Raw genomic sequence first — 21,556 nt, forward strand, 5'->3', positions numbered from 1 at the left:
GCGCAAGACCCTGCGCTTGACCTCACCTTGTAGCCACTATATATAGCGGTGCCGCGTCAGGCGCCAACCGCCTTTCACTTCTAGAATTCAGGAATTTTCTGATCCATGGGCAAATCGCTGGTCATTGTGGAATCCCCGGCTAAGGCCAAGACCATCAACAAGTATCTGGGTAACCAATACGTGGTGAAGTCGAGTATCGGCCATATCCGAGACCTGCCCACCAGCGGTTCGGCTAGCGCCAGCAAAGAGCCTGCCGCCAAGCGCGGCAAGGCCGCCGCGGGTGAAGGTCCGGTGCTCACGCCGAAAGAGAAAGCGCGCAAGCAGCTGGTCTCGCGCATGGGTGTCGATCCCGATCATGGCTGGAAAGCCAAGTACGAGATCCTCCCGGGCAAGGAAAAGGTCATCGAAGAGCTGCGCCGGCTCGCCAAAGATGCTGACACCATCTATCTCGCAACCGACTTGGATCGCGAGGGGGAAGCCATTGCCTGGCACCTGCGCGAAGCCATCGGTGGTGACGACAGCCGCTACAAGCGCGTGGTGTTCAACGAAATCACCAAGAAAGCGATCCAGGAAGCCTTCTCCAAACCGGGCGAGCTGGACATTGATCGTGTCAACGCACAACAAGCGCGTCGTTTCCTCGACCGTGTGGTGGGTTACATGGTTTCGCCGCTGCTGTGGGCCAAGGTCGCCCGTGGCCTGTCCGCCGGTCGCGTGCAATCAGTTGCCGTGAAGCTGGTGGTCGAACGCGAACGTGAAATCCGTGCGTTCAACCCGGAAGAATACTGGGAAGTTCACGCCGACCTCGGCACCGCCAAGGGCGCGACTGTGCGCTTTGACGTGGCCCGCGAGAAAGGCGAGGCTTTCAAGCCGCTTAACGAAGCCCAAGCCATGGCTGCGCTGGATAAGCTCAAGGCTTCCAGCTACAGCATCGTCAAGCGCGAAGACAAACCGACCAGCAGCAAGCCGTCGGCACCGTTCATCACGTCCACCCTGCAACAGGCCGCGAGTAACCGCCTGGGCTTCGGCGTGAAGAAAACCATGATGATGGCCCAGCGTTTGTACGAAGCCGGCTACATCACGTATATGCGTACCGACTCCACCAACCTCTCGGTCGATGCCGTGACGATGGCGCGCACCTATATTGAAGGCGAGTTCGGCAAGAAGTACCTGCCGGAAAACCCGAACGTCTACAGCAGCAAGGAAGGCGCACAAGAGGCTCACGAAGCGATTCGTCCGTCCGATGCCAACACCGAGCCAAGCAAGTTGTCGGGCATGGAGCGTGATGCAGAGCGCCTTTACGAGCTGATCTGGCGCCAGTTCCTCGCTTGCCAGATGCTGCCAGCCCAATACCTGTCGACCACGGTCACCGTCGGTGCCGGCGACTTCGAGCTGCGTGCCAAGGGTCGCATCCTGAAGTTCGACGGTTACACCCGCGTCATGCCGCAAATCGCCAAGCCGGGCGATGACGACGTGCTGCCGGACATGGCCCAGGGCGACGCGATGAAGCTGATCAAGCTTGATCCGACCCAGCACTTCACCAAGCCACCGGCGCGTTACTCGGAAGCGAGCCTGGTCAAGGAAATGGAAAAACGAGGCATCGGTCGTCCTTCGACCTACGCGGCGATTATTTCGACCATCCAGGACCGTGGCTACGTCGCGCTGCACAACCGTCGTTTCTACTCGGAAAAGATGGGCGACATCGTGACCGAGCGCCTGGCCGAGAGCTTCTCCAATCTGATGGACTACGGCTTCACGGCCGGCATGGAAGAGAACCTCGATGACGTGGCCCAAGGCGAACGCGACTGGAAAAACGTGCTCGACGAGTTCTACGGCGACTTCAAGAAGAAACTGGAAGTAGCCGAAAGCGCCGAAGGCGGCATGCGCGCCAATCAGCCGGTGATGACTGACATTCCGTGCGTGTTGTGCGGTCGTCCGATGCAGATTCGTACGGCATCGACCGGCGTGTTCCTGGGTTGCTCGGGTTACAGCCTGCCGCCGAAAGAACGCTGCAAGGCCACCGTCAACTTGGTACCGGGCGATGAAATCGCGGCCGACGACGAGGGTGAATCTGAATCCCTGGTATTGCGCGGCAAGCACCGTTGCCCAATCTGCAGCACGGCGATGGACGCTTACCTGCTGGATGAGAAGCGCAAGCTGCACATCTGCGGTAACAACCCGGATTGCGCTGGTTATGAAATCGAAGAGGGCACCTATCGCATCAAGGGCTACGAAGGTCCGAGCCTGGAATGCGACAAGTGCGGCAGCGAGATGCAGCTCAAGACCGGCCGTTTCGGCAAGTTCTTCGGTTGCACCAATGCGACGTGCAAAAACACCCGCAAGCTGCTGAAAAGCGGTGATGCGGCGCCGCCGAAGATGGATCCGGTGAAGATGCCTGAGCTGAAATGCGAAAAGGTCAACGACACTTATATCCTGCGCGACGGTGCTTCCGGCCTGTTCCTGGCGGCCAGCCAATTCCCGAAAAACCGCGAAACGCGTGCTCCGCTGGTCATCGAAATTGTGCCGCACAAGGATGAGATCGATCCGAAGTACCACTTCCTCTGCGAAGCACCGAAGAAAGATCCGGACGGCCTGCCTGCTGTAATCCGTTACAGCCGCAAGACCAAAGAGCAGTACGTGCAGACTGAAGTCGACGGTAAGCCGACTGGCTGGAAGGCGTACTACGACGGCGGCAAGTGGACGGTTGAAGACAAGCGTCCGGCAGCCAAGGCGTAAAAGAGGCTGTACATAAAAGGCCGCATGACAACCCTCGGGTTTTCATGCGGCCTTTTGTTTTGTACTTGCGGTCGGATCGGCTGATCCACGACACTGTCTGACCTGCGTTAAGCAATTATTTCGTTGTGGAGGCTGCCGTCATGGCCCACGAACTCTATACCCGTACCAACCAGAAGATTTATTTCGCCGGCCTGTCGCTGGAAGCGCTCGCCAGAGCCGAAGAGGGGCGGGCGATGAATTCCCTTGCGTTGATTCAAGCTGGGCGCGAGTCGGCGTTGTTTCACCTGTACGGTGCGTTGTTGGGGCTGTGCCATGAAATCGCCGGCTTCTACCGCTTGCCTCAGGCCAATGCTCCTCGGGCAGAGATGCTGTTGACTCGCGAAGTGCTGGAATCCATCGCCATTCCCGAGATGGCTGAGCTGGTCGAGCTGGCCCAAAATCCGGAAACCTGGCTGGCCAAGTTGTTGGCGGCTCATACGGCGATGTTTCAACCGCCTCGCGCTCCTCATAAGCCCAAGGGCGACGTGACTCAGCCGCTCATCCTGGCCGTTAACCTGGATGAAGAAGACGCGCCTGAGGAGTTGAGTCGCGAAGAGCTGGAGAGCTGGCGTCAGAACCTGAAAGGGCTGGCGATCCGGTTTCGCGAAGGCTTGAACGAGTGCTGATCGACTGAGAGCCGGCGGTGCGGTTAAAAGCGCTGCTGGTCAAGTTACCGAGCGAAGCCTGGCCGATGCCTATATAATCCCCGCCTTTCGTGGAGAACAGACCTTTATGCCAACGTCCTTTCTAGAAATTGTCGAGTTACCAGACGGCCGGATCGAGCTGCGCAGGGCCGAGGACGAGGGTTCTCTGGTTACTTTGGATTTCTCCGAGGATGCCAAGGCTTTCCTGCAGGGCCAGCACGTGGAAGTCGCCAAGGCGATGTTGAGCGTCGGTGTCCAGATGGCAGGACGCCTGGTTGAAGGCGAATTCAATACGGATGAAAGTTCGCGGGTTCTTCACTGATCCCACATTCGTCGCTTTTTGCTGATACGGCTACGAACCGGCTTCTCTATCCTTTGAGAAGCCCCGCGCTATGCATTGCGCGCATTGTTGACACGTTAACCCAAGCGAATATTCAGACTCTGCGCATCCCCGGTACGGGCTGCGCTGATCAACTGTTGCCGTGAGTTTGCGTTCAAAGGGTTGAGCCAACTGACAACCGTATGGCTGCGGCCCAAGCGCAAGGCTTCGCAGGTCAACTGCTGAGCGCTCTGAGTGCCGCGAGGTTGTAGCAGCAGGATGCGTTCGCGGTTAAGGCCAGCGTCCCGCAACCACGTCTGAGTCAGGCTGGCGGGCGGGGCGATCAGTGTCAGCCACCGCGCGTCTTGATCCTGGCTCAGTTCCCGGAGAATCGGTGCCAATAGGTTCAGGCAATTCCCGGCCGCACCACGCAGTGAAAGCTCGCTGAAGACTTCGGGTTCGGCGCTCCAGGGCGACTCGACGACGTCTTTCAGGATCGGCGCTAACGGCTGCACCATGAATGCCTCGAACAACGGCAGTTGGGCTTGCTGTGATGTGTGTGGGAACTGCATAAAGCCTCCTTTAGCGGCGAATAACGCCGACGCTCAAGCCTTCGATCACCAGTTCCTGATCTTTCAGGTTGACTTCGATAGGGGCGAATTCAGGGTTTTCGGCAATCAACCAGACCTTGCTTCCATCGCGCTTGAAGCGCTTGACGGTCACTTCATCACCGATCCGCGCCACGACGATCTGGCCATTGCGCGCTTCCCGAGTGGTGTGGACGGCCAACAGGTCGCCGTCGAAAATGCCGACATCCTTCATGCTCATGCCATGAACGCGCAGTAGATAATCAGCGCGCGGATGGAAGAAGGCGGGATTGATGTTGCAGGACTCCTCGATGTGCTGCTGGGCCAGGATCGGCGCACCGGCAGCTACTCGGCCAATAATCGGCAGCGTGGAGTCATCGGCCTTGGCTTCGAAGCCTGGGATGCGAATGCCGCGGGAAGCGCCCGGGGTCATCTCGATCGCACCCTTGCGGGCCAGCGCCTTGAGGTGTTCTTCCGCCGCGTTAGGCGACTTGAAACCCAATTCTTGAGCGATTTCCGCACGGGTCGGTGGGTAGCCGTTGTCTTCGAGGCAGCGTTTGATGAAGGCCAGAATCTCTGCTTGGCGTGGCGTCAGCTTTAGCATATTGATCGCTCTGTCTTTTTATACAGTGACTGGGATTATATACAGTGAAACGGTCTTGGCAATGCCCCTTTTTTCGCGGACTGCTGGACGGTCAATCAGCCTCCTGATTAAAGCCGTACCTTTGTATGGTTAAATAGCTGACCGACCATTCCCAAAACGAACCGGCAGGCTTGACAACGCACAGGCTGAAACGTATGTTTCAAACAAGTGTTTGTCAGGCGGAGTAGCCATGGCCCAGTCGGAAACCGTTGAACGCATTCTTGATGCTGCAGAGCAGTTGTTCGCGGAAAAAGGTTTCGCCGAAACCTCGTTACGCCTGATTACCAGCAAGGCCGGTGTCAATCTGGCGGCGGTGAATTATCACTTCGGTTCGAAGAAGGCGCTGATCCAAGCCGTCTTCTCGCGCTTTCTCGGGCCTTTTTGCCTGAGCCTTGATAAAGAGTTGGAGCGGCGTCAGTCCAAGCCTGAAAACAAGCCGACACTTGAAGAGCTGCTCGAAATCCTTGTTGAGCAAGCCCTCGTCGTGCAGCCGCGCAGCGGCAACGATCTGTCTATCTTCATGCGCTTGCTGGGGCTGGCGTTCAGTCAGAGCCAGGGCCATCTGCGTCGTTATCTGGAAGACATGTACGGCAAGGTGTTCCGCCGCTACATGATGCTGGTCAACGAAGCCGCGCCGCGTATTCCGCCGATCGAACTGTTCTGGCGCGTGCACTTCATGCTCGGCGCCGCGGCATTCAGTATGTCTGGGATCAAGGCGTTGCGGGCCATTGCCGAGACCGATTTCGGCGTCAACACCTCCATTGAGCAAGTGATGCGTCTGATGGTGCCGTTCCTGGCCGCGGGCATGCGTGCCGAAACCGGTGTCACCGACGCGGCCATGGCCACCGCGCAACTGCGTCCGCGCAGCAAGTCAGCCCCGGCTGCCGCCAAGGTTTAACCGCGCATGGGTGGGCGCGGCGACTGACATCCGCTAAGCTAGCCGCCCATGCCGACTCTCGTTCTGAACCCGCTCCCCATTGATATCGCCGACCTGCCGGGCACAGCCCAAGGCGGCGAACGCGTGCGAGCCGGGTTTTTCGTTATCAAGGAATCTCTATGACTGCTGGCCTGCAAGGCTCGTTGATGGTGGACGTCGCCGGTACCTGGCTGACGGCCGAAGATCGCCAATTGTTGCGTCAGCCCGAAGTGGGTGGCCTGATCATTTTCGCTCGTAACATCGAAAACCCGCGCCAGGTGCGCGAATTGAGCGCTGCGATCCGCGCCATTCGTCCCGACTTGCTGCTGGCGGTGGATCAGGAAGGCGGTCGCGTTCAGCGTCTGCGCCAGGGCTTCGTGCGACTGCCGGCGATGCGCGCCATCGCCGACAATCCGAACGCCGAATACCTGGCCGAGCAGTGCGGCTGGATCATGGCCACCGAAGTGCTGGCCGTCGGCCTCGACCTGAGTTTCGCCCCAGTGCTGGACCTGGATTACCAGCGCAGCGCCGTCGTCGGCACCCGTTCGTTTGAAGGTGACCCGGAGCGCGCCGCACTGCTGGCGGGTGCATTTATCCGCGGCATGAACAACGCTGGCATGGCCGCCACCGGCAAGCATTTCCCCGGTCACGGCTGGGCCGAGGCGGATTCCCACGTTGCCATCCCGAACGACGAACGCAGCCTCGATGAAATCCGCGCCAACGACCTGGTGCCGTTTGCCACATTGAGCAAGCAACTGGCCGCCGTGATGCCTGCCCACGTTATTTACCCGCAAGTCGATTCCCAGCCCGCCGGTTTCTCCCGCCGCTGGTTGCAGGACATTCTGCGCGGCGAGCTGCAATTCGATGGTGTGATCTTCAGCGACGACCTGTCCATGGCCGGCGCCCACGTGGTGGGCGATGCCGCCAGCCGTATCGAAGCCGCGTTGACCGCCGGCTGCGACATGGGCCTGGTGTGCAACGACCGGGCTGCAGCGGAGCTGGCCTTGAGCGCTGCCCAGCGCTTGAAGGTCAAACCGTCCGAACGCATTGCGCGGATGCGTTGCCAGGCGTATGCCAATACCGAATACCGTCAGAACCCGCGCTGGCTGACCGCCATCGGCGCGCTTAAAGAAGCTCAACTGATTGAATAAGGACTTTTCGTTATGACGGTTTACGCGATTATCGGTGGCACCGGCCTGACTCAGCTCGAAGGCCTGAACATTCGTCAGTCACTGGCGGTGGATACCCCTTATGGCGCGCCTTCAGCCGAAGTGCAGATCGGTGAATACGCCGGCAAGGAAGTGCTGTTCCTTGCCCGCCACGGTCACCCGCACCGTTTTCCGCCGCATCAGGTGAACTACCGCGCCAACCTTTGGGCGCTGAAACAGGCCGGCGCCGAAGCGATCCTTGCGGTCAACGCCGTCGGCGGGATTCATGCCGCGATGGGCACCGGGCATTTCTGCGTGCCGCATCAGTTGATCGATTACACCAGCGGTCGCGAACACACCTATTTCGCCGATGACCTGGAGCACGTCACCCACATCGACTTCAGCTTTCCCTACAGCGAACCGTTGCGTCAACAATTGATTGGGGCGTTGGCGGCCGAAGGCGTCGATTACAGCAGTCAAGGCGTCTATGCCTGCACTCAGGGTCCACGTCTGGAGACCGTCGCTGAAATCGCGAAACTGGAACGCGACGGCTGCGACATCGTCGGCATGACCGGCATGCCGGAAGCCGCATTGGCGCGTGAGCTTGAACTGGATTATGCGTGTCTGGCGCTGGTGGTGAACCCGGCCGCGGGCAAGTCCACGGCGGTGATCACCATGGCCGAGATCGAGCGGGCGTTGCAGGACGGGATGGGCAAGGTCAAGTCGACGCTGGCGCGGGTGTTGGCGGGTTGAGTATCAGCGGTCGGATGAGGTACCTGGCTGCTTTACGATTCAATGAGTCTCAAGCGGTGTTGATTTCATGACCACAATAACTGAGCAACTTCATGCGCTACCCTGGGCAGAGGTGTTCAGCCATCGTGCTCTGGAAAAAGCTCGCAGGTACGCGGATGAGGATCGGATAACGATCCATCAAATCGATGACCTTATGGTTATCGCTACGTGCATCGGCTCCCAGACGCAGGCATACGAGCAGGTCATTGAGCTCACTGAAGATCGGCGTGGGCAAGCGCAGCTCCAATGCGTTTGTTCCTGTCCTGTCATGTTCAATTGCAAGCACTGCGCCGCAGTCATCTATCACCTGCAAGAACATCCCGTTAACGCGCCTGAAAGTGCCGTCCAGGTTCACTTGAATCGTGAACTGGAGCGCTGGATCGACGGTATTCCTTCTGCAAGCAGTCCCCCTGACGAGTCGGCGCAGGGAGCAGGCACGCGCCTGTTTTACAAACTCAGGGCAACACCCTCTGTCGGGAAATGGACGCTGGAAATTTTCAAGGCCCGTCAGCTCAAGGACGGCCGCCTGCAAGACATCAAGCCGGTCTACTCGCTGTCGGATACGCTGATTCGGCAACCTGGTTACCTGACTGAACTGGATCTACGGATCGCCAGATTGTTGGTCGCCGTTCACTCCCACCACGCCTATTACGCCGGCTACCCCTTGGAAGGCAGCAGTGGCGCCGAACTTATCGAAATGCTGTTGCGAACCTCGCGCCTTTTCCTCGATCTCGAACAACCGCAACCCCTGGCCCCGGGCATGCGGAGAACAGGTCAATTTTCCTGGGCCGAACAATCCAATGGCAGTTTTCGTCCTCAATGGGGCAGCGACGAAGCGCCAGTGGAAACGATCCTGGCCCTGGAACCCTTGTATTATCTGGATCGCGAGCGGCTGCAAGTCGGACCGCTGTTCAACGAGCTGGATGAAAAGCTGGCCAGTCACTTGTCATTGGCTCCCGATATTCCTGCACGTCAGGCGATGCAGTTCAGCCACCGGATGACCGCTGCGACCCGGGCAGCACCGCCTCCGCACGCCCTGACGGAACGGGTGGTCGAAGGCATTTTTCCTCAGGCTCACCTGGCGCTCGCCAGCGGCAAGCGTTACATCCGCTGGCAGTACGAGCCAGAGCACCGGGCTGCATTGGCGTTTACCTACAACGGCCATCCGACGTCGGACCGAAACCCGGAGGTGCTGATCCTTTCGGGTACCGAAACCCAGCGCATCCAGCGCAACCCAGTCGCCGAAAAAGCCTTGCGCCAAGCCCTGCAAAAACACGGTTTTAAAAAGGCCACTCGCAAAAGCAACCTGGATCGTCCGGGAGAAATGTTCGCCCTGCCGGATGACGCGGCCTGGCTTGCCTTTGTGCAAGATGGCATCCCGGCGCTGCGGGAGAAAAATTGGCTGATCGATATCAGCGATAACTTTCACTTCAACTTGCACCCCGTCGAACAGTGGTATGCGGAAGTCGAGGAGGAGTCGGGGCGCCAGTGGTTCGATTTGCAGTTGGGCATCGTCGTCAACGGCGAGCGTCATAGCCTGTTGCCCATCCTGCTGCATTTGCTACGTAGCCAGCCACAGTTGATGGAACCTGCGAGCTTGGCCCAGCGCAATGATGACGAACAGCTACTGATTGAACTTGGCGATGGGCGTTTCGGTGGCAAACCCCGTGGCAAAGTCGCACTCCCCTTTGGCCGGATAAAACCGCTGATGGCGACCCTTGGCGAGTTGTACCTGGGTAAACATCTGGGCGACTCGTTGCGTTTGAGTGCTCCAGATGCGGCTCGGCTGAGTGCGCTGGAAGGCATTCCGCTGGTCTGGCAGGGCGGTGAACGACTGCGCAGTTTTGCAAAGCGTTTACGGGAGTCGATCCATGCTCATGTCCCGGCGCCCGAGGGCCTGAACGCGACGCTACGACCTTATCAGCTGGAAGGGCTGAACTGGATGCAAACCCTTCGAGAACTGGAGGTCGGCGGTATTCTCGGCGACGACATGGGCCTGGGGAAAACCCTGCAAACCCTGGCTCATCTGCTGACAGAAAAACAGGCCGGGCGGCTTGATCGTCCGGCACTGGCTGTGATGCCCACCAGCCTGATCCCCAACTGGCTCGACGAATCGCAGCGCTTTACCCCGCAGTTGAAGGTATTGGCACTGCATGGTGCGGCGCGGCAAAAAGACTTTGCCAGTCTTGCCGAATACGACTTGATACTGACCACCTACGCGCTGTTGCCGCGCGATCTGGAGGTTTTGCAGCCTCAGGTCTGGAGTGTGCTGATTCTCGATGAGGCGCAGAACATCAAGAATCCGGTCAGCAAAGCGGCTCAAGCAGCCCGAGACCTACAGGCCCGCCAGCGATTGTGTCTGTCCGGCACCCCGCTGGAAAATCATCTCGGCGAGTTGTGGTCGCAATTTCACTTTTTGCTGCCTGGCTGGCTTGGCGACAGCAAAACCTTCAATCGCGACTACCGCACGCCAATCGAGAAGCACGGCAATAACGAACGGATGCAGCATCTGACCGCCCGGATAAGGCCCTTTTTGCTACGTCGCAAGAAAGATCAGGTGGCAACCGAATTACCGCCGAAAACCGAGATTGTGCATTGGGTTGATCTCAGCGATGGGCAGCGGGATGTGTATGAAACCGTGCGCGTAGCAATGGACAAGAAGGTTCGTGACGAAATTTCCCGCAGTGGTGTCGGGCGCAGTCAAATCATCATCCTCGATGCATTGCTCAAGCTGCGTCAGGTGTGCTGCGATCTGCGGTTGATCAAAACGCCGCTCACCGCCAAGGCTATTCGCTCTGGCAGCGGGAAACTGGTCAGCCTGATGGAGATGCTGGAAGAGTTGCTCAATGAAGGCCGCAAGGTTTTGCTGTTTTCACAGTTCACCTCGATGCTCGCCTTGATTGAGGAAGAGTTGCAGCAACGTGGTCAGGGCTACTCGTTGTTGACGGGTGAGACGACGGATCGGCGCACACCGGTCAAGGATTTTCAGAGCGGTAAAGTGCCGCTGTTTCTGATTAGTTTGAAGGCTGGCGGCACAGGTCTGAACCTGACAGCTGCGGATACAGTCATCCATTTTGATCCCTGGTGGAACCCTGCGGTCGAAAACCAGGCGACTGATCGGGCCTACAGGATCGGGCAAAACAAACCTGTGTTTGTCTACAAGCTGATAGCCCGTGGCACTGTAGAAGAAAAAATTCAGGCATTGCAGTTGGAGAAGGCCGCACTGGCCGGGGCGGTGCTTGAAGGTGGAACGACGGGTGGCTGGAAGCTTGAGCAGAGTGACATTGAGGCGCTGTTTGCGCCGTTGCCAAATCTCAAGTCCTGATTTCCGATCTCTTAAATGAAAACGAGTTGAACCTATCGAGTGCAAGCCACGCTCCCACAGGATGATCGCTGAACCTGTGGGAGCGTCGCTTGCCCGCGATGGCGATCTACCAGGCGCCGCAGATTTCAGCGCTTTTCGAGCTTATCCGGCAACGGCGCAAACAACGCTTCAATATCGTCGCTCTGTAACTTCCAGTCGCCAGTCTTGCGTCCATCCAGCACGCCGGCTGCCAGGTCGGATTTTTCTTTTTGCAGGTGTTGAATCTTCTCTTCCACCGTTCCGCGGGCAATCATCTTGTAGACGAACACCGGCTTCTCCTGGCCGATGCGATACGCCCGGTCAGTCGCCTGGTTTTCCGTCGCAGGGTTCCACCACGGGTCGTAGTGGATCACTGTATCTGCTTCCGTCAGATTCAAGCCGACGCCACCCGCCTTCAAACTGATCAGAAAGATCTGGCGCTTGCCGCTCTGAAAGTCTTTCACCGGCGCCCGTCGGTCACGGGTCTGTCCCGTCAGCAACGCGTATTCAACACCGCGTTTTTTCAGTTCGACCTCGATCAACGCCAACATCGACGTGAACTGCGAAAACAGCAAAATCCGCCGACCTTCCTCAAACAACTCATCCAGCATTTCCATCAGGCTGTCGAGCTTGCCCGAGGTGCTGCCGCGAGTCGGCGGCACGGCATCGTTGACCAGGCGTAAGTCGCAGCACACCTGGCGCAGCTTCAGCAGGGCTTCAAGAATGATGATCTGGCTGCGCGCCACGCCTTTGCGAGTGATTTCATCGCGGACTTTCTTGTCCATCGCCAGGCGCATGGTTTCATACACATCGCGCTGGGCTTCGTTGAGCTCGACCCAATGGATGATCTCGGTCTTCGGCGGCAACTCAGTCGCGACCTGTTCCTTGGTCCTGCGCAGCAGGAACGGTTTGATCCGACCATTGAGGTGCTGAAGCCTGACTTCACTGGCGCGTTTTTCAATCGGTACGCGGTAATCGCGGTTGAAGCTTTTCACGTCGCCGAGCCAGCCAGGCAAGAGGAAGTGGAACAGCGACCACAGCTCGCCGAGGTGGTTTTCCAGCGGTGTACCACTCAGGCACAAGCGCTGGCGCGCATTCAGTTCGCGCGCAGCCTGAGCGGCCTTGCTGTTGGGGTTCTTGATGTACTGCGCTTCATCCAGCACCAGCACATGCAATGGCTGCGTGGCCAGGCGTTCGACGTCCTTGGGCAGCAACGCATAGGTGGTCAGGATCAGATCGTAATCGGTCAGATGGTTGAAATGCTTTTTGCGAGTGGCGCCATACAGCGCCAGCACTTTGAGTTGCGGCGTGAAGTGGGCCGCTTCGTCTAGCCAGTTCGGGATCAGGCTGGTGGGCATCACCACCATGCATGGCCGGTCGAGGCGTCCGGCGTTCTTCTCACTAAGAATATGCGCCAGGGTCTGTAGGGTTTTACCCAGGCCCATGTCGTCCGCGAGAATTCCGCCGACTTCCAGTTGCCGCAGCGACTGCATCCAGCTCAAGCCCTCCAGCTGATACGGACGCAAGGTCGCGTTCAAGCCTTCCGGTGCGGTTGCGGTGTAGTCCTTGATGTCCCGCAGGCGCTGGGCAAACGTGCGGATCTGCTCGCCACCTTCCCAAAGCAGCGGCATGCCTTCCAGCGGGTTCAGGCGCGTGGCGTCGGCCTTGCTCAGGCGCAGCGTGGTTTCGCCGGGTTCTTGCAGGTAGAACTCGCCAAGTGTCGCCAGCACCGGTTTCAACCGGCCGAAGGGCAGGGCGACCTGCAAGGGGCCGTACTCGGAATTCGGGCGGTTGGGAATGTTCACCAGAATCAGTTCGTCGTCACGACGTCGGGCGAGGCGTTCCGGATTGAGGATTTCGGTGTGGGAGCGCATCAGGTTCAGCAGGATCGGCAGCAAGCTCAAGCGCTCGCCGTTGACGATGATCCCCAGCTCCAGATCAAACCAGTCGCGCTCCGGTGCCTGCTCGACGGTGGCGTACCAATCGTCCACGGCGGTCAGGTCGAAGCCGAAATCTTCGTCGATCTGCAGCTCCCAACCTTGAGTGCGCAGTTTCGGCAATTCATTGAGGGTGAAGGTCAACCAGGCGCTGTCGTTGACCATTTCATAGAGTTCGCCAGCGCTTTCCGGCAAGGCCTTGCTTTGTCGGGTGGCGATCTTGAAGCCGAGGATTCGCAGCTGCTCCCGGTAGGCCTGTTCGACTTCCGGGTGGCGTTTTATCCGCAGCGTCTGGGTTTCCTGGCGAATCAGTACATCGGCGTTCTTCTGCCCGGAAACGTATTCATCCAGATAGCTGAACGACAGCGCCGCCCGATGCTGGATGTAGCGCTGCATCTTGCCGTTGCGTGGTTCGAAGGCGCTGAACTCGATGCTCGCCAGCCACAGGCGCGGTATCGGTTGCACGTTGTCCACCAACACTTGCGGAGGCGCTTTCGGGCTGCGGTTTTCCAGCACTGCCTGAAGTTTTTCCAGCAGATCGGCGTCTTGTGCGGCGGCGGGATAGGCCAGGGTGTCCTGGACTTTCAGCAGTACTGCCGCGCAATGTTTGCAGTTGACGTGAACCGGGCAAGTGCACGTGGCGTCGACCATCAGCAAGGTCGCTTTGGCTGATTCACGAAGGTGTATGGTCTGACGGTACACGTTACCGCCCGAGCCCTCGCAGGCGGCAATGATCGTGGCGTCGCCAGCCTCGACAATCCTGACGCGGTTCTCCAGCGCGTAGCGACGGCCACGCTCCAGGCTCTGCTCCTTGAATCGGCTGACCCAGGAAGGTGCCAGGGGTTTGCTCAGGGTCGCTGACATAAGGACTCAATCAGTCCGGAATTTCATCGGGGGCTGGCCGAGGCGCAGGGGCGGTGAGCGAGGTGATCTTGATCAGTAGGGCCAGGTGGCCATTGTCGAGGAAGTTCAGCTGGCCGTTCTTGGTGTGGCTTTCCTGCTTCAGGCGTTCGCTGGCAGTGACCATGCCGTTGGCGTCGATCTGGTTGACCCAGAAATCCGCGTCGACGTCGGTGAAACGCCCGAGTTTCAGGCTCAACGTGCCCTCGATCGGGAACTGGCCAAATTGTTCGGTGCCTTCGCTGATCGCGACTTTGGTGGCTTCTTCACCGAGAGGTTGGCGCCACGCCTTGTGCAGCAACACCGAGTACTCATTGCTGGCGGTGAGCTTTTCCACTTCGGAATTCAGGCTCGGCGTGCGGAAGCTGTCGGGACTGATGCGCTGGGCGCCGGCAGCCCAGTTTTCCGGTGCGGCTTTGCTGACAATGGCAGGCACGGCGTTTTGCCGCATCAGGATCATTTCAACCTGATACAGGTCATCGGCAAACACCGAAGGGGCGACCAGGGTGGTCAGCAAGGTCAGTAAACGAAACAGGCGCATGCGGCGTCCTTCAAGCAGTTTTCGGAATGAGGCACTCAAGCAGCGCCTCTACAGTATTAAAGCGCTCTTGCGGGCTTTCCATCGGGACCATGAATTTAAACATCGTGGCACCTTCGAATTTGTAGCGTTTGGGTTGGCCCTGGATCAGTTTGATCAGGGTCAGCGGGTCGACCGGCGTCTGCGCTGCGAACTCGATCCGGCCGCCCTGAGGGCCGCCGTCGACTTTCTTGATGCCCAGCAGTTCGGCTTGCAGCTTCAGCGCTGTGATGCGCATCAGGTTCTTGGTCGGCTCCGGCAACAGGCCGAAACGGTCAATCATCTCCACTTGCAGGTCCTTGAGGCCTTCCTCATCGGTGGCCGAGGCAATGCGCTTGTAGAGAATCAGTCGGGCGTGAACGTCCGGCAAGTAGGCTTCTGGAATCAACGCCGGTACTCGTAGATTTACCTCCGGACCTCCACCCAACGGCTGATCGAGGTTCGGTTGTTCGCCCTTGCGGATCGACTTCACCGCGCGTTCGAGCATTTCCATGTACAGGGTGAAACCGACCGCCTGAATCTGCCCGCTCTGACCGTCGCCCAGCAGTTCGCCGGCGCCACGGATTTCCAGGTCGTTGGTCGCGAGCACGAAGCCCGCGCCGAGGTCCTGGGTGTTGGCGATCGCTTCCAGGCGCTTTTCCGCGTCCGGGGTGATCTGCTGGCGCGGCGGGGTCAGCAGGTACGCGTAAGCCTGGTGGTGACTGCGACCGACCCGGCCACGCAACTGGTGCAGCTGCGCCAGGCCGAATTTGTCGGCACGCTCGATGATGATGGTGTTGGCGCTCGGCACGTCGATGCCGGTCTCGATGATGGTCGAGGCGATCAGCACGTTGAAGCGCTTGTGGTAGAAGTCGCTCATCACCTGTTCGAGATCGCGCTCGCGCATCTGCCCGTGGCCGATGCCGATCCGTGCTTCCGGTACCAGTTCGGCGAGGTCGGCGGCGCATTTCTCTATGGTCTTCACGTCGTTGTGCAGGTAGTAGACCTGACCGCCGCGCAGCAACTCACGCAGCAGGGCCTCTTTGACCGTGCTCTTGTTCTGCTCCATGACGAAGGTCCGCACCGACAGGCGGCGGGCTGGCGGCGTGGCGATAATCGACAGGTCGCGCATGCCCGACACCGCCATGTTCAACGTGCGCGGAATCGGCGTGGCGGTCAGGGTGAGAATGTCGACTTCACTGCGCAGGGCCTTGAGCTGTTCTTTCTGACGGACACCAAAACGGTGCTCTTCGTCGATGATCACCAGCCCGAGGTTTTTGATCTTCACGTCATCTTGCAGCAGCTTGTGCGTGCCGATGACGATGTCGATCTTGCCTTCGGCGAGGTCCGCGACCGCGGCGTTCACTTCCTTGGTCGACTTGAAGCGGCTCATCACTTCCACGCTCACCGGCCAGTCGGCGAAGCGGTCGCGGAAGCTGTTGTAATGCTGCTGGGCGAGGAGGGTGGTCGGCACCAGAATCGCGACCTGACGACCGCCATGCACCGCGATGAATGCCGCGCGCATCGCCACTTCGGTCTTGCCGAAACCCACATCGCCGCAGACCAGGCGGTCCATCGGCTTCGGTGCGAGCATGTCGGCGCGGACTGCGTCGATGGTGGTTTGCTGATCCGGGGTTTCTTCGAATGGGAAACCGGCGCTGAAGGTTGCGTAATCGGCTTTCGGGTCTTCGAAGGCATAACCTTCGCGAGCGGCGCGACGGGCATAGATGTCGAGCAATTCTGCCGCCACATCGCGCACCTGTTCGGCGGCTTTGCGCTTGGCTTTCTGCCAGGTTTCGGAGCCCAGACGGTGCAGCGGGGCCAGGGCGTCATCGCTGCCGGTGTAGCGGGCGATCAGGTGCAGGTTGGCGACCGGCACGTAAAGCTTGGCGCCTTCGGCGTATTGCAGCGTGAGGAATTCGGCGGCCTGATCGTCGATTTCCAGTGTTGCGAGCCCGAGGTAGCGACCGACGCCGTGATCGATATGCACCACCGGCGCACCTTCGCGCAGCTCGGTAAGGTTCTTGATGACCGCATCGTTGTTGGCATCGGCGCGTTTTTCGCGGCGGCGACGTTGCATCACGCGCTGACCGAACAACGGGCTTTCGGCCACCAGCGCCAGGGCCGGATCGTCTAGCACCAGGCCTTCGTCGAGCGGCGCGATGGTGATCGCCAGACGCTCCTTGCTCGCGACAAAGTCCGGCCAGCTGTCGACGGTTTTCGGTCGCAGCTTTAGGCGTTCGAGCAATTCCAGCAACACTTCACGACGGCCCGCGGACTCGGCGGTAAACAGCACGCGCCCGGGGAACTCGTCGAGGAAACCGGCCAGAGCCGCCAACGGCTGAGTGGCCTTGGCTTCGATGGCCAGGTTCGGCAGTTCACGCGCCGGGAAGCGCTCGCGGCCAACGCCGGTTTCCACGTCCTGTTGACTGGCTACCACACGCGGCCAGTTCTTCAGGCGCGCAAAGCAGTCTTCCACCGGCAGGAACAGCTCGGCTGGTGGCAATAAAGGACGAGAGGGATCGACGCGGCGTTCTTCGTAGCGATTGCGCACGTCGTTCCAGAAGTTTTCCGCCGCCTGTTCGATGCCCGGCAGGGAAAACACTTGCGTGTCCTGGGGCAGGTAATCGAACAGCGTCGAGGTTTCGTCGAAGAACAGCGGCAGGTAGTACTCGATACCGGCCGGTGTAATCCCGCTGCTCAAATCCTGGAAGATCGGGCAGCGACGGAAGTCGACATCGAAACGCTCACGAAAGCGTGCCTTGAAGCGGGTTACCGCGTCTTTCTGCAGCGGGAATTCCCGCGCGGGCAGCAGGCGAACGGTGTCGACTTTATCGATGGAGCGCTGGTTTTCTGGATCGAAGGTACGCAGTGTCTCGATTTCGTCGTCGAACAAGTCGATACGGAAGGGCAGTTTGCTGCCCATCGGAAACAGATCGATCAGCGAGCCGCGGACGGTGAATTCGCCGTGTTCGTACACCGTGTCGACGTAGCGATAGCCGCTGGCTTCAAGCCGGGTGCGCATTTGCTCGACGTCAAGCTTCTGGCCGACGTCCAGCACCAGGCTGCTGCCGAGCAGGAACTTGGTCGGCGCGAGGCGATGCAACGCGGTGGTGATCGGCACGACCAATACGCCATGACTCAGCTCCGGCAACCTGTATAGGGCCGCGATGCGCTGGGAAATGATGTCCTGGTGTGGCGAAAACAGATCGTAAGGCAGGGTTTCCCAGTCCGGGAAATGCAGCACGGGCAAATCCGGGGCGAAGAAACTCAGCTCCTGTTCCAGCCGTTCGGCACTTTGGCTGTCGGCGGTCAGCAGCAGGGTAAAGCGCTTGGCAGCGCTGGCAGCCTCGGCGATGGCCAGGCTCAGGGCGGCACCGGGCAGGTTGCCCCAGTGCTGTTTACCTGCCGCGGCAGGGAGAAGCGGTAGACGCAGAACGGGCACGGAAGGTTGAGCTCCAAGCGTTGCGACAAAGTCGGTAATTGTAGCGGCCCCAGGTGCCGCCTGTCAGTTGCAGACTGTGTCTATTACGCAGGTTTGGCGAAATGTAGTGGTAAAGACAAAATTCGCCGGTTTTTCACCGGAAATTGATGATTATGTAGTGGCAAAACGACCGAGTGTTACGGAGGGTTACGGATAAGACAGCGGTATCTCCAAAAAATTGACTGCGCTGTAAGCCGCGGTTTTACTGGGCTCCGTCGCTGCGTGATTTTTTTGAACCTGATTTTGTTACGGATCGCACGACAGGCGCGCATTGCTACGGGAGTCACTCGGCGGCATAATGTAGCCCCTTTTTTCTGCCCCTACATGTGGAAGGTTCCCGTGACTCAGAAGCCCGACCAGTGTCTTGGTGAATGGATCGACCGTGAAGCACTCGCAGAAGCGATGATTCCGCTTATCGGTCAGCTCTACCGCAATAACAACGTGGTGAGCTCGATCTATGGCCGCAGCCTGATCAATCGTTCAGTCATTGCGATTCTCAAAGCTCACCGCTTTGCTCGTCATCGTCAGTCCGATGACAGCGAATTGTCCGTCCACGAAACATTCCCGCTGCTCAAGGCAATGAGCGAGCTCAAGCTCGGCGCTGCTTCGGTTGACCTCGGCAAGCTTGCCGTCAAGTTCAAAGCCGAAGGCAATGGCCGTACTGCCGAGCAGTTCGTCCGTGAAGAACTGGCTGACGTCGTTGGTCAGCAAAACGTTTCCGCCCGCAAAGGCACCGACGTTGTTCTGTACGGCTTCGGTCGTATCGGCCGTCTGCTGGCGCGCATCCTGATCGAGAAAACCGGTGGTGGCGACGGTCTGCGTCTGCGCGCCATCGTTGTCCGCAAGGGCGCCGAGAACGATCTGGTCAAGCGTGCAAGCCTGCTGCGTCGCGACTCGGTTCATGGCCCGTTCGACGGCACCATCACCATAGATGAAGCCAACAACACCATCACCGCCAACGGCAACCTGATCCAGGTTATCTACGCGAAAAACCCGACTGAAGTGGATTACACCCAGTACGGCATCAAAGACGCGCTGCTGGTGGACAACACCGGTGTATGGCGTGATGCCGAGGGCCTGGGCCAACACCTGGCTTGCCCGGGTATCGATCGCGTTGTTCTGACCGCGCCGGGTAAAGGCAAGCTGAAGAACATCGTTCACGGCATCAACCACGGTGAAATCACCGCTGATGACAAGATCGTATCGGCTGCTTCCTGCACTACCAACGCCATCGTGCCGGTGCTCAAAGCCGTCAACGACAAGTTCGGCATCATCAACGGTCACGTTGAAACGGTTCACTCGTACACCAACGACCAGAACCTGATCGACAACTTCCACAAAGGCGATCGCCGTGGCCGTAGCGCCGCGTTGAACATGGTGATCACCGAGACCGGTGCGGCCACCGCTGCTGCCAAGGCCCTGCCTGAGCTGGCCGGCAAGCTGACCGGTAACGCGATCCGCGTTCCGACGCCAAACGTGTCGATGGCCATTCTCAACCTGAACCTTGAGAAAGCCGCCACCCGTGAAGAGATGAACGATTACCTGCGCTACATGGCGTTGCACTCCGATCTGCACAAGCAAATCGACTACGTCAACTCGCAGGAAGTGGTGTCCACCGACTTCGTTGGCTCGCGCCACGCAGGCGTTGTGGACGCTGAAGCAACCATCACCCAAGACAACCGCGTTGTTCTGTACGTTTGGTACGACAACGAGTTCGGTTACAGCTGCCAGGTGGTTCGCGTGATGGAAGACATGGCCGGTGTAAACCCGCCAGCCTTCCCGCGCTAAGCCTTAGCTGCACATGAAAACGCCCCGACTTTGGTCGGGGCGTTTTTGTTTGTGCAGTTTGTCAGTGGCAAGTGTGTTGAATGTGCAGGCCTCTTCGCGGGCAAGCCTCGCTCCAGGTTATGCGTCAACTCTGAAATCGCACACGACCTGTAGGAGCGAGGCTTGCCCGCGAAGGCTATAGATCAGGCGCCGCCAGCCACCGCTGCCTGCGCAGTCCGCAGTTCATGCCGATTGCCTTTGAACAACACCAGCGTCGCAATCAACCCCAGCACCGCCGCGCCACTGAGCCAGATCCCCGGCGCAGCCTTGTTGTCCAGCACATGGATCAGGTACGTACACGCCGCGGGTGTAAACCCGCCGAACGTTGCAGTCGCCAGGCTGTAGGCCAAGGAGAAACCAGTGGTACGAACTTCCACCGGCATGATCTCGGTCAGCGCCACCACCATGGCGCCGTTGTACGAGCCGTACAGGAACGATAGCCACAATTCGACGATCAGCAAATGACTGAAGCTCGGGTTCGCCACCAGCCATGACAGGGCGGGATAGGCCGTGAGGATCGCCAGAATGGTCGCCGCCAGGAGTAGGGGTTTGCGCCCGATCTTGTCGGACACGGAACCCATGACCGGCAGCCAGAAAAAATTCGACAGACCGATACAGACCGTCACCAGCAATGCATCCAGATCCGACAGGTGCAGTTCGGCTTTGCCGAAGGTCGGGGTGTAGGCGGTGATCAGGTAGAACGACACGGTGGTCATTACCACCAGCGCCATGCCGGCGATGACGATGCCAAAGTTCTGTCTGATCGAGCGGACGACGTCCCGCAGGGTAGGGCGGTGTTTACGCGCCTGGAATTCCGGGGTTTCTTCCAGCGAACGACGAATCACGAAGATCACCGGCACAATCATGCAGCCGATCAGGAATGGAACGCGCCATCCCCAGTCACCCATTTCTTCGGGGCTGAGCCAGTGGTTCAAACCGACTCCCAGCAGACCGGCGAACACCACCGCGGCTTGCTGACTGGCGGATTGCCAACTGACAAAGAAGCCCTTGCGACCCGGTGTGGAAATCTCTGCCAGGTACACCGATACGCCGCCCAGTTCCACGCCGGCCGAGAAGCCTTGCAGCAGGCGGCCGAACAACACGAGCAGCGGCGCGGCCACGCCGAGGGTGGCGTAACCCGGCACGCAGGCAATCAGCACCGTACCGGCAGCCATCATCGCCAGAGTGATAATCAAGCCTTTGCGGCGGCCATGACGGTCGATGTAGGCACCGAGGAAAATCGCGCCCAGCGGGCGCATCAGAAAGCCAGCACCGAAAGTGGCCAGCGACAACATCAGGGAGGCGAAAGCGCTGTCGGCAGGAAAGAAGGTTTTGGCGATGGCCGTGGCGTAAAAGCCGTAGACCATAAAGTCGAACATTTCGAGAAAGTTACCGCTGACAACGCGAAAAATCGCTTTGCCTTTGCCCGTATTGGAGGACATTTGTTCGTACTCTCTGTGGCTATCTTGTCGGAAATCCCTGGATTAGACGCGTCCTCGCCGCCGCCATGAAGGCAGTCTCCCTCGGCGAACAGTTTTGTAACGATATGTGTATGAAGATCGTTAGGCAACAACTAGTTAGCTTGCTGCTTAAACGATGTAGCCATTACGCGGTGTGGATTGCGGACTGGAGAGAATTACAGTCCACGGACAACGCAGATCAAAATGTGGGAGCGAGCCTGCTCGCGA

At 59.1% G+C, this 21,556-nt stretch carries 15 protein-coding genes; 8 read left to right on the plus strand and 7 right to left on the minus strand.

The features are described from left to right. The first annotated feature begins 105 nt into the window (after nt 1-105). The 3 genes from topA to ACA068_RS10480 all read left to right on the plus strand — a co-directional run bounded on the left by topA (nt 106) and on the right by ACA068_RS10480 (nt 3,738). Nucleotides 106-2,733: a type I DNA topoisomerase gene (topA, locus tag ACA068_RS10470; RefSeq protein ID WP_497309584.1), complete on the plus strand. Its 2,628-nt coding sequence runs from the start codon at nt 106-108 to the stop codon at nt 2,731-2,733. Between the two features lie 140 nt (nt 2,734-2,873). Continuing rightward, a complete protein-coding gene (locus tag ACA068_RS10475; RefSeq protein WP_497309586.1) occupies nt 2,874-3,398 on the plus strand; it encodes a DUF6586 family protein in 525 nt (174 codons plus the stop codon). Between the two features lie 106 nt (nt 3,399-3,504). Continuing rightward, nucleotides 3,505-3,738, plus strand: a complete 234-nt coding sequence (locus ACA068_RS10480) for a hypothetical protein (protein ID WP_010456352.1) — start codon at nt 3,505-3,507, stop codon at nt 3,736-3,738. Between the two features lie 95 nt (nt 3,739-3,833). On the opposite strand, the gene sulA is transcribed toward ACA068_RS10480, so the two are convergent. Both sulA and lexA read right to left on the minus strand, forming a co-directional pair. Further along, on the minus strand, nt 3,834-4,307 hold the full coding sequence (gene sulA / locus ACA068_RS10485) for an SOS-induced cell division inhibitor SulA (protein WP_083376186.1): 474 nt from the start codon (nt 4,305-4,307) through the stop codon (nt 3,834-3,836). 10 nt (nt 4,308-4,317) lie between these two features. Continuing rightward, a complete protein-coding gene (lexA, locus tag ACA068_RS10490; protein WP_046026989.1) occupies nt 4,318-4,926 on the minus strand; it encodes a transcriptional repressor LexA in 609 nt (202 codons plus the stop codon). Nucleotides 4,927-5,155: 229 nt separating this feature from the next. Here lexA and ACA068_RS10495 point away from each other — a divergent pair, with 229 nt between their 5' ends. The 3 genes from ACA068_RS10495 to ACA068_RS10505 all read left to right on the plus strand — a co-directional run bounded on the left by ACA068_RS10495 (nt 5,156) and on the right by ACA068_RS10505 (nt 7,782). Then, on the plus strand, nt 5,156-5,863 hold the full coding sequence (locus ACA068_RS10495; RefSeq protein WP_131059947.1) for a TetR/AcrR family transcriptional regulator: 708 nt from the start codon (nt 5,156-5,158) through the stop codon (nt 5,861-5,863). A 170-nt stretch (nt 5,864-6,033) separates the two neighbouring features. Next, the gene (gene nagZ, locus ACA068_RS10500) at nt 6,034-7,032 is read left to right on the plus strand and encodes a beta-N-acetylhexosaminidase (protein ID WP_497310565.1); all 999 of its coding nucleotides are present in this window, start codon (nt 6,034-6,036) and stop codon (nt 7,030-7,032) included. Between the two features lie 12 nt (nt 7,033-7,044). Continuing rightward, nucleotides 7,045-7,782, plus strand: a complete 738-nt coding sequence (locus tag ACA068_RS10505; RefSeq protein WP_497309588.1) for an S-methyl-5'-thioinosine phosphorylase — start codon at nt 7,045-7,047, stop codon at nt 7,780-7,782. Nucleotides 7,783-7,879: 97 nt separating this feature from the next. Here the strand turns inward: ACA068_RS10505 and ACA068_RS10510 are convergent, their stop codons facing one another. Further along, the gene (locus ACA068_RS10510; RefSeq protein ID WP_497309590.1) at nt 7,880-8,068 is read right to left on the minus strand and encodes a hypothetical protein; all 189 of its coding nucleotides are present in this window, start codon (nt 8,066-8,068) and stop codon (nt 7,880-7,882) included. 21 nt (nt 8,069-8,089) lie between these two features. On the opposite strand from ACA068_RS10510, the gene ACA068_RS10515 reads away from it, so the two are divergent. Further along, nucleotides 8,090-11,146 (plus strand): DEAD/DEAH box helicase, encoded by a 3,057-nt coding sequence (locus ACA068_RS10515; RefSeq protein WP_497309592.1) that lies wholly within the window; start codon nt 8,090-8,092, stop codon nt 11,144-11,146. Between the two features lie 125 nt (nt 11,147-11,271). On the opposite strand, the gene ACA068_RS10520 is transcribed toward ACA068_RS10515, so the two are convergent. Genes ACA068_RS10520 through mfd form a run of 3 tightly spaced genes read right to left on the minus strand, consistent with a single transcriptional unit; the run spans nt 11,272 to nt 18,002 of the window. Beyond that, entirely contained in the window at nt 11,272-13,965 is a 2,694-nt protein-coding gene (locus tag ACA068_RS10520) for a DEAD/DEAH box helicase (protein WP_497309594.1), read from the minus strand. A 10-nt stretch (nt 13,966-13,975) separates the two neighbouring features. Continuing rightward, nucleotides 13,976-14,542, minus strand: a complete 567-nt coding sequence (locus tag ACA068_RS10525; protein WP_497309595.1) for a CsiV family protein — start codon at nt 14,540-14,542, stop codon at nt 13,976-13,978. Nucleotides 14,543-14,552: 10 nt separating this feature from the next. Then, nucleotides 14,553-18,002 carry a transcription-repair coupling factor gene (gene mfd / locus ACA068_RS10530; RefSeq protein ID WP_497309597.1) on the minus strand — a complete coding sequence of 1,150 codons (3,450 nt, stop codon included), beginning with the start codon at nt 18,000-18,002 and terminating at the stop codon, nt 14,553-14,555. Nucleotides 18,003-18,365: 363 nt separating this feature from the next. Between mfd and ACA068_RS10535 the strand changes: the two genes are divergently transcribed. After that, the gene (locus ACA068_RS10535; protein WP_219096444.1) at nt 18,366-19,829 is read left to right on the plus strand and encodes a glyceraldehyde-3-phosphate dehydrogenase; all 1,464 of its coding nucleotides are present in this window, start codon (nt 18,366-18,368) and stop codon (nt 19,827-19,829) included. Between the two features lie 182 nt (nt 19,830-20,011). On the opposite strand, the gene ACA068_RS10540 is transcribed toward ACA068_RS10535, so the two are convergent. Continuing rightward, nucleotides 20,012-21,310 carry an MFS transporter gene (locus ACA068_RS10540; RefSeq protein ID WP_497309599.1) on the minus strand — a complete coding sequence of 433 codons (1,299 nt, stop codon included), beginning with the start codon at nt 21,308-21,310 and terminating at the stop codon, nt 20,012-20,014. Nucleotides 21,311-21,556 lie beyond the last annotated feature (246 nt).

The organism is Pseudomonas sp. LBUM1660 (assembly GCF_059695935.1).

Bases quoted from the DNA above. Each gene is read 5' to 3' on its own strand.
- ACA068_RS10520 (WP_497309594.1), bottom strand. From the start codon at position 13,965: ATGTCAGCGACCCTGAGCAAACCCCTGGCACCTTCCTGGGTCAGCCGA.
- lexA (WP_046026989.1), bottom strand. From the start codon at position 4,926: ATGCTAAAGCTGACGCCACGCCAAGCAGAGATTCTGGCCTTCATCAAA.
- sulA (WP_083376186.1), bottom strand. From the start codon at position 4,307: ATGCAGTTCCCACACACATCACAGCAAGCCCAACTGCCGTTGTTCGAG.
- topA (WP_497309584.1), top strand. From the start codon at position 106: ATGGGCAAATCGCTGGTCATTGTGGAATCCCCGGCTAAGGCCAAGACC.
- ACA068_RS10515 (WP_497309592.1), top strand. From the start codon at position 8,090: ATGTTCAATTGCAAGCACTGCGCCGCAGTCATCTATCACCTGCAAGAA.
- ACA068_RS10525 (WP_497309595.1), bottom strand. From the start codon at position 14,542: ATGCGCCTGTTTCGTTTACTGACCTTGCTGACCACCCTGGTCGCCCCT.
- ACA068_RS10540 (WP_497309599.1), bottom strand. From the start codon at position 21,310: ATGTCCTCCAATACGGGCAAAGGCAAAGCGATTTTTCGCGTTGTCAGC.
- ACA068_RS10535 (WP_219096444.1), top strand. From the start codon at position 18,366: ATGTGGAAGGTTCCCGTGACTCAGAAGCCCGACCAGTGTCTTGGTGAA.
- ACA068_RS10475 (WP_497309586.1), top strand. From the start codon at position 2,874: ATGGCCCACGAACTCTATACCCGTACCAACCAGAAGATTTATTTCGCC.
- ACA068_RS10505 (WP_497309588.1), top strand. From the start codon at position 7,045: ATGACGGTTTACGCGATTATCGGTGGCACCGGCCTGACTCAGCTCGAA.
- ACA068_RS10495 (WP_131059947.1), top strand. From the start codon at position 5,156: ATGGCCCAGTCGGAAACCGTTGAACGCATTCTTGATGCTGCAGAGCAG.
- ACA068_RS10480 (WP_010456352.1), top strand. From the start codon at position 3,505: ATGCCAACGTCCTTTCTAGAAATTGTCGAGTTACCAGACGGCCGGATC.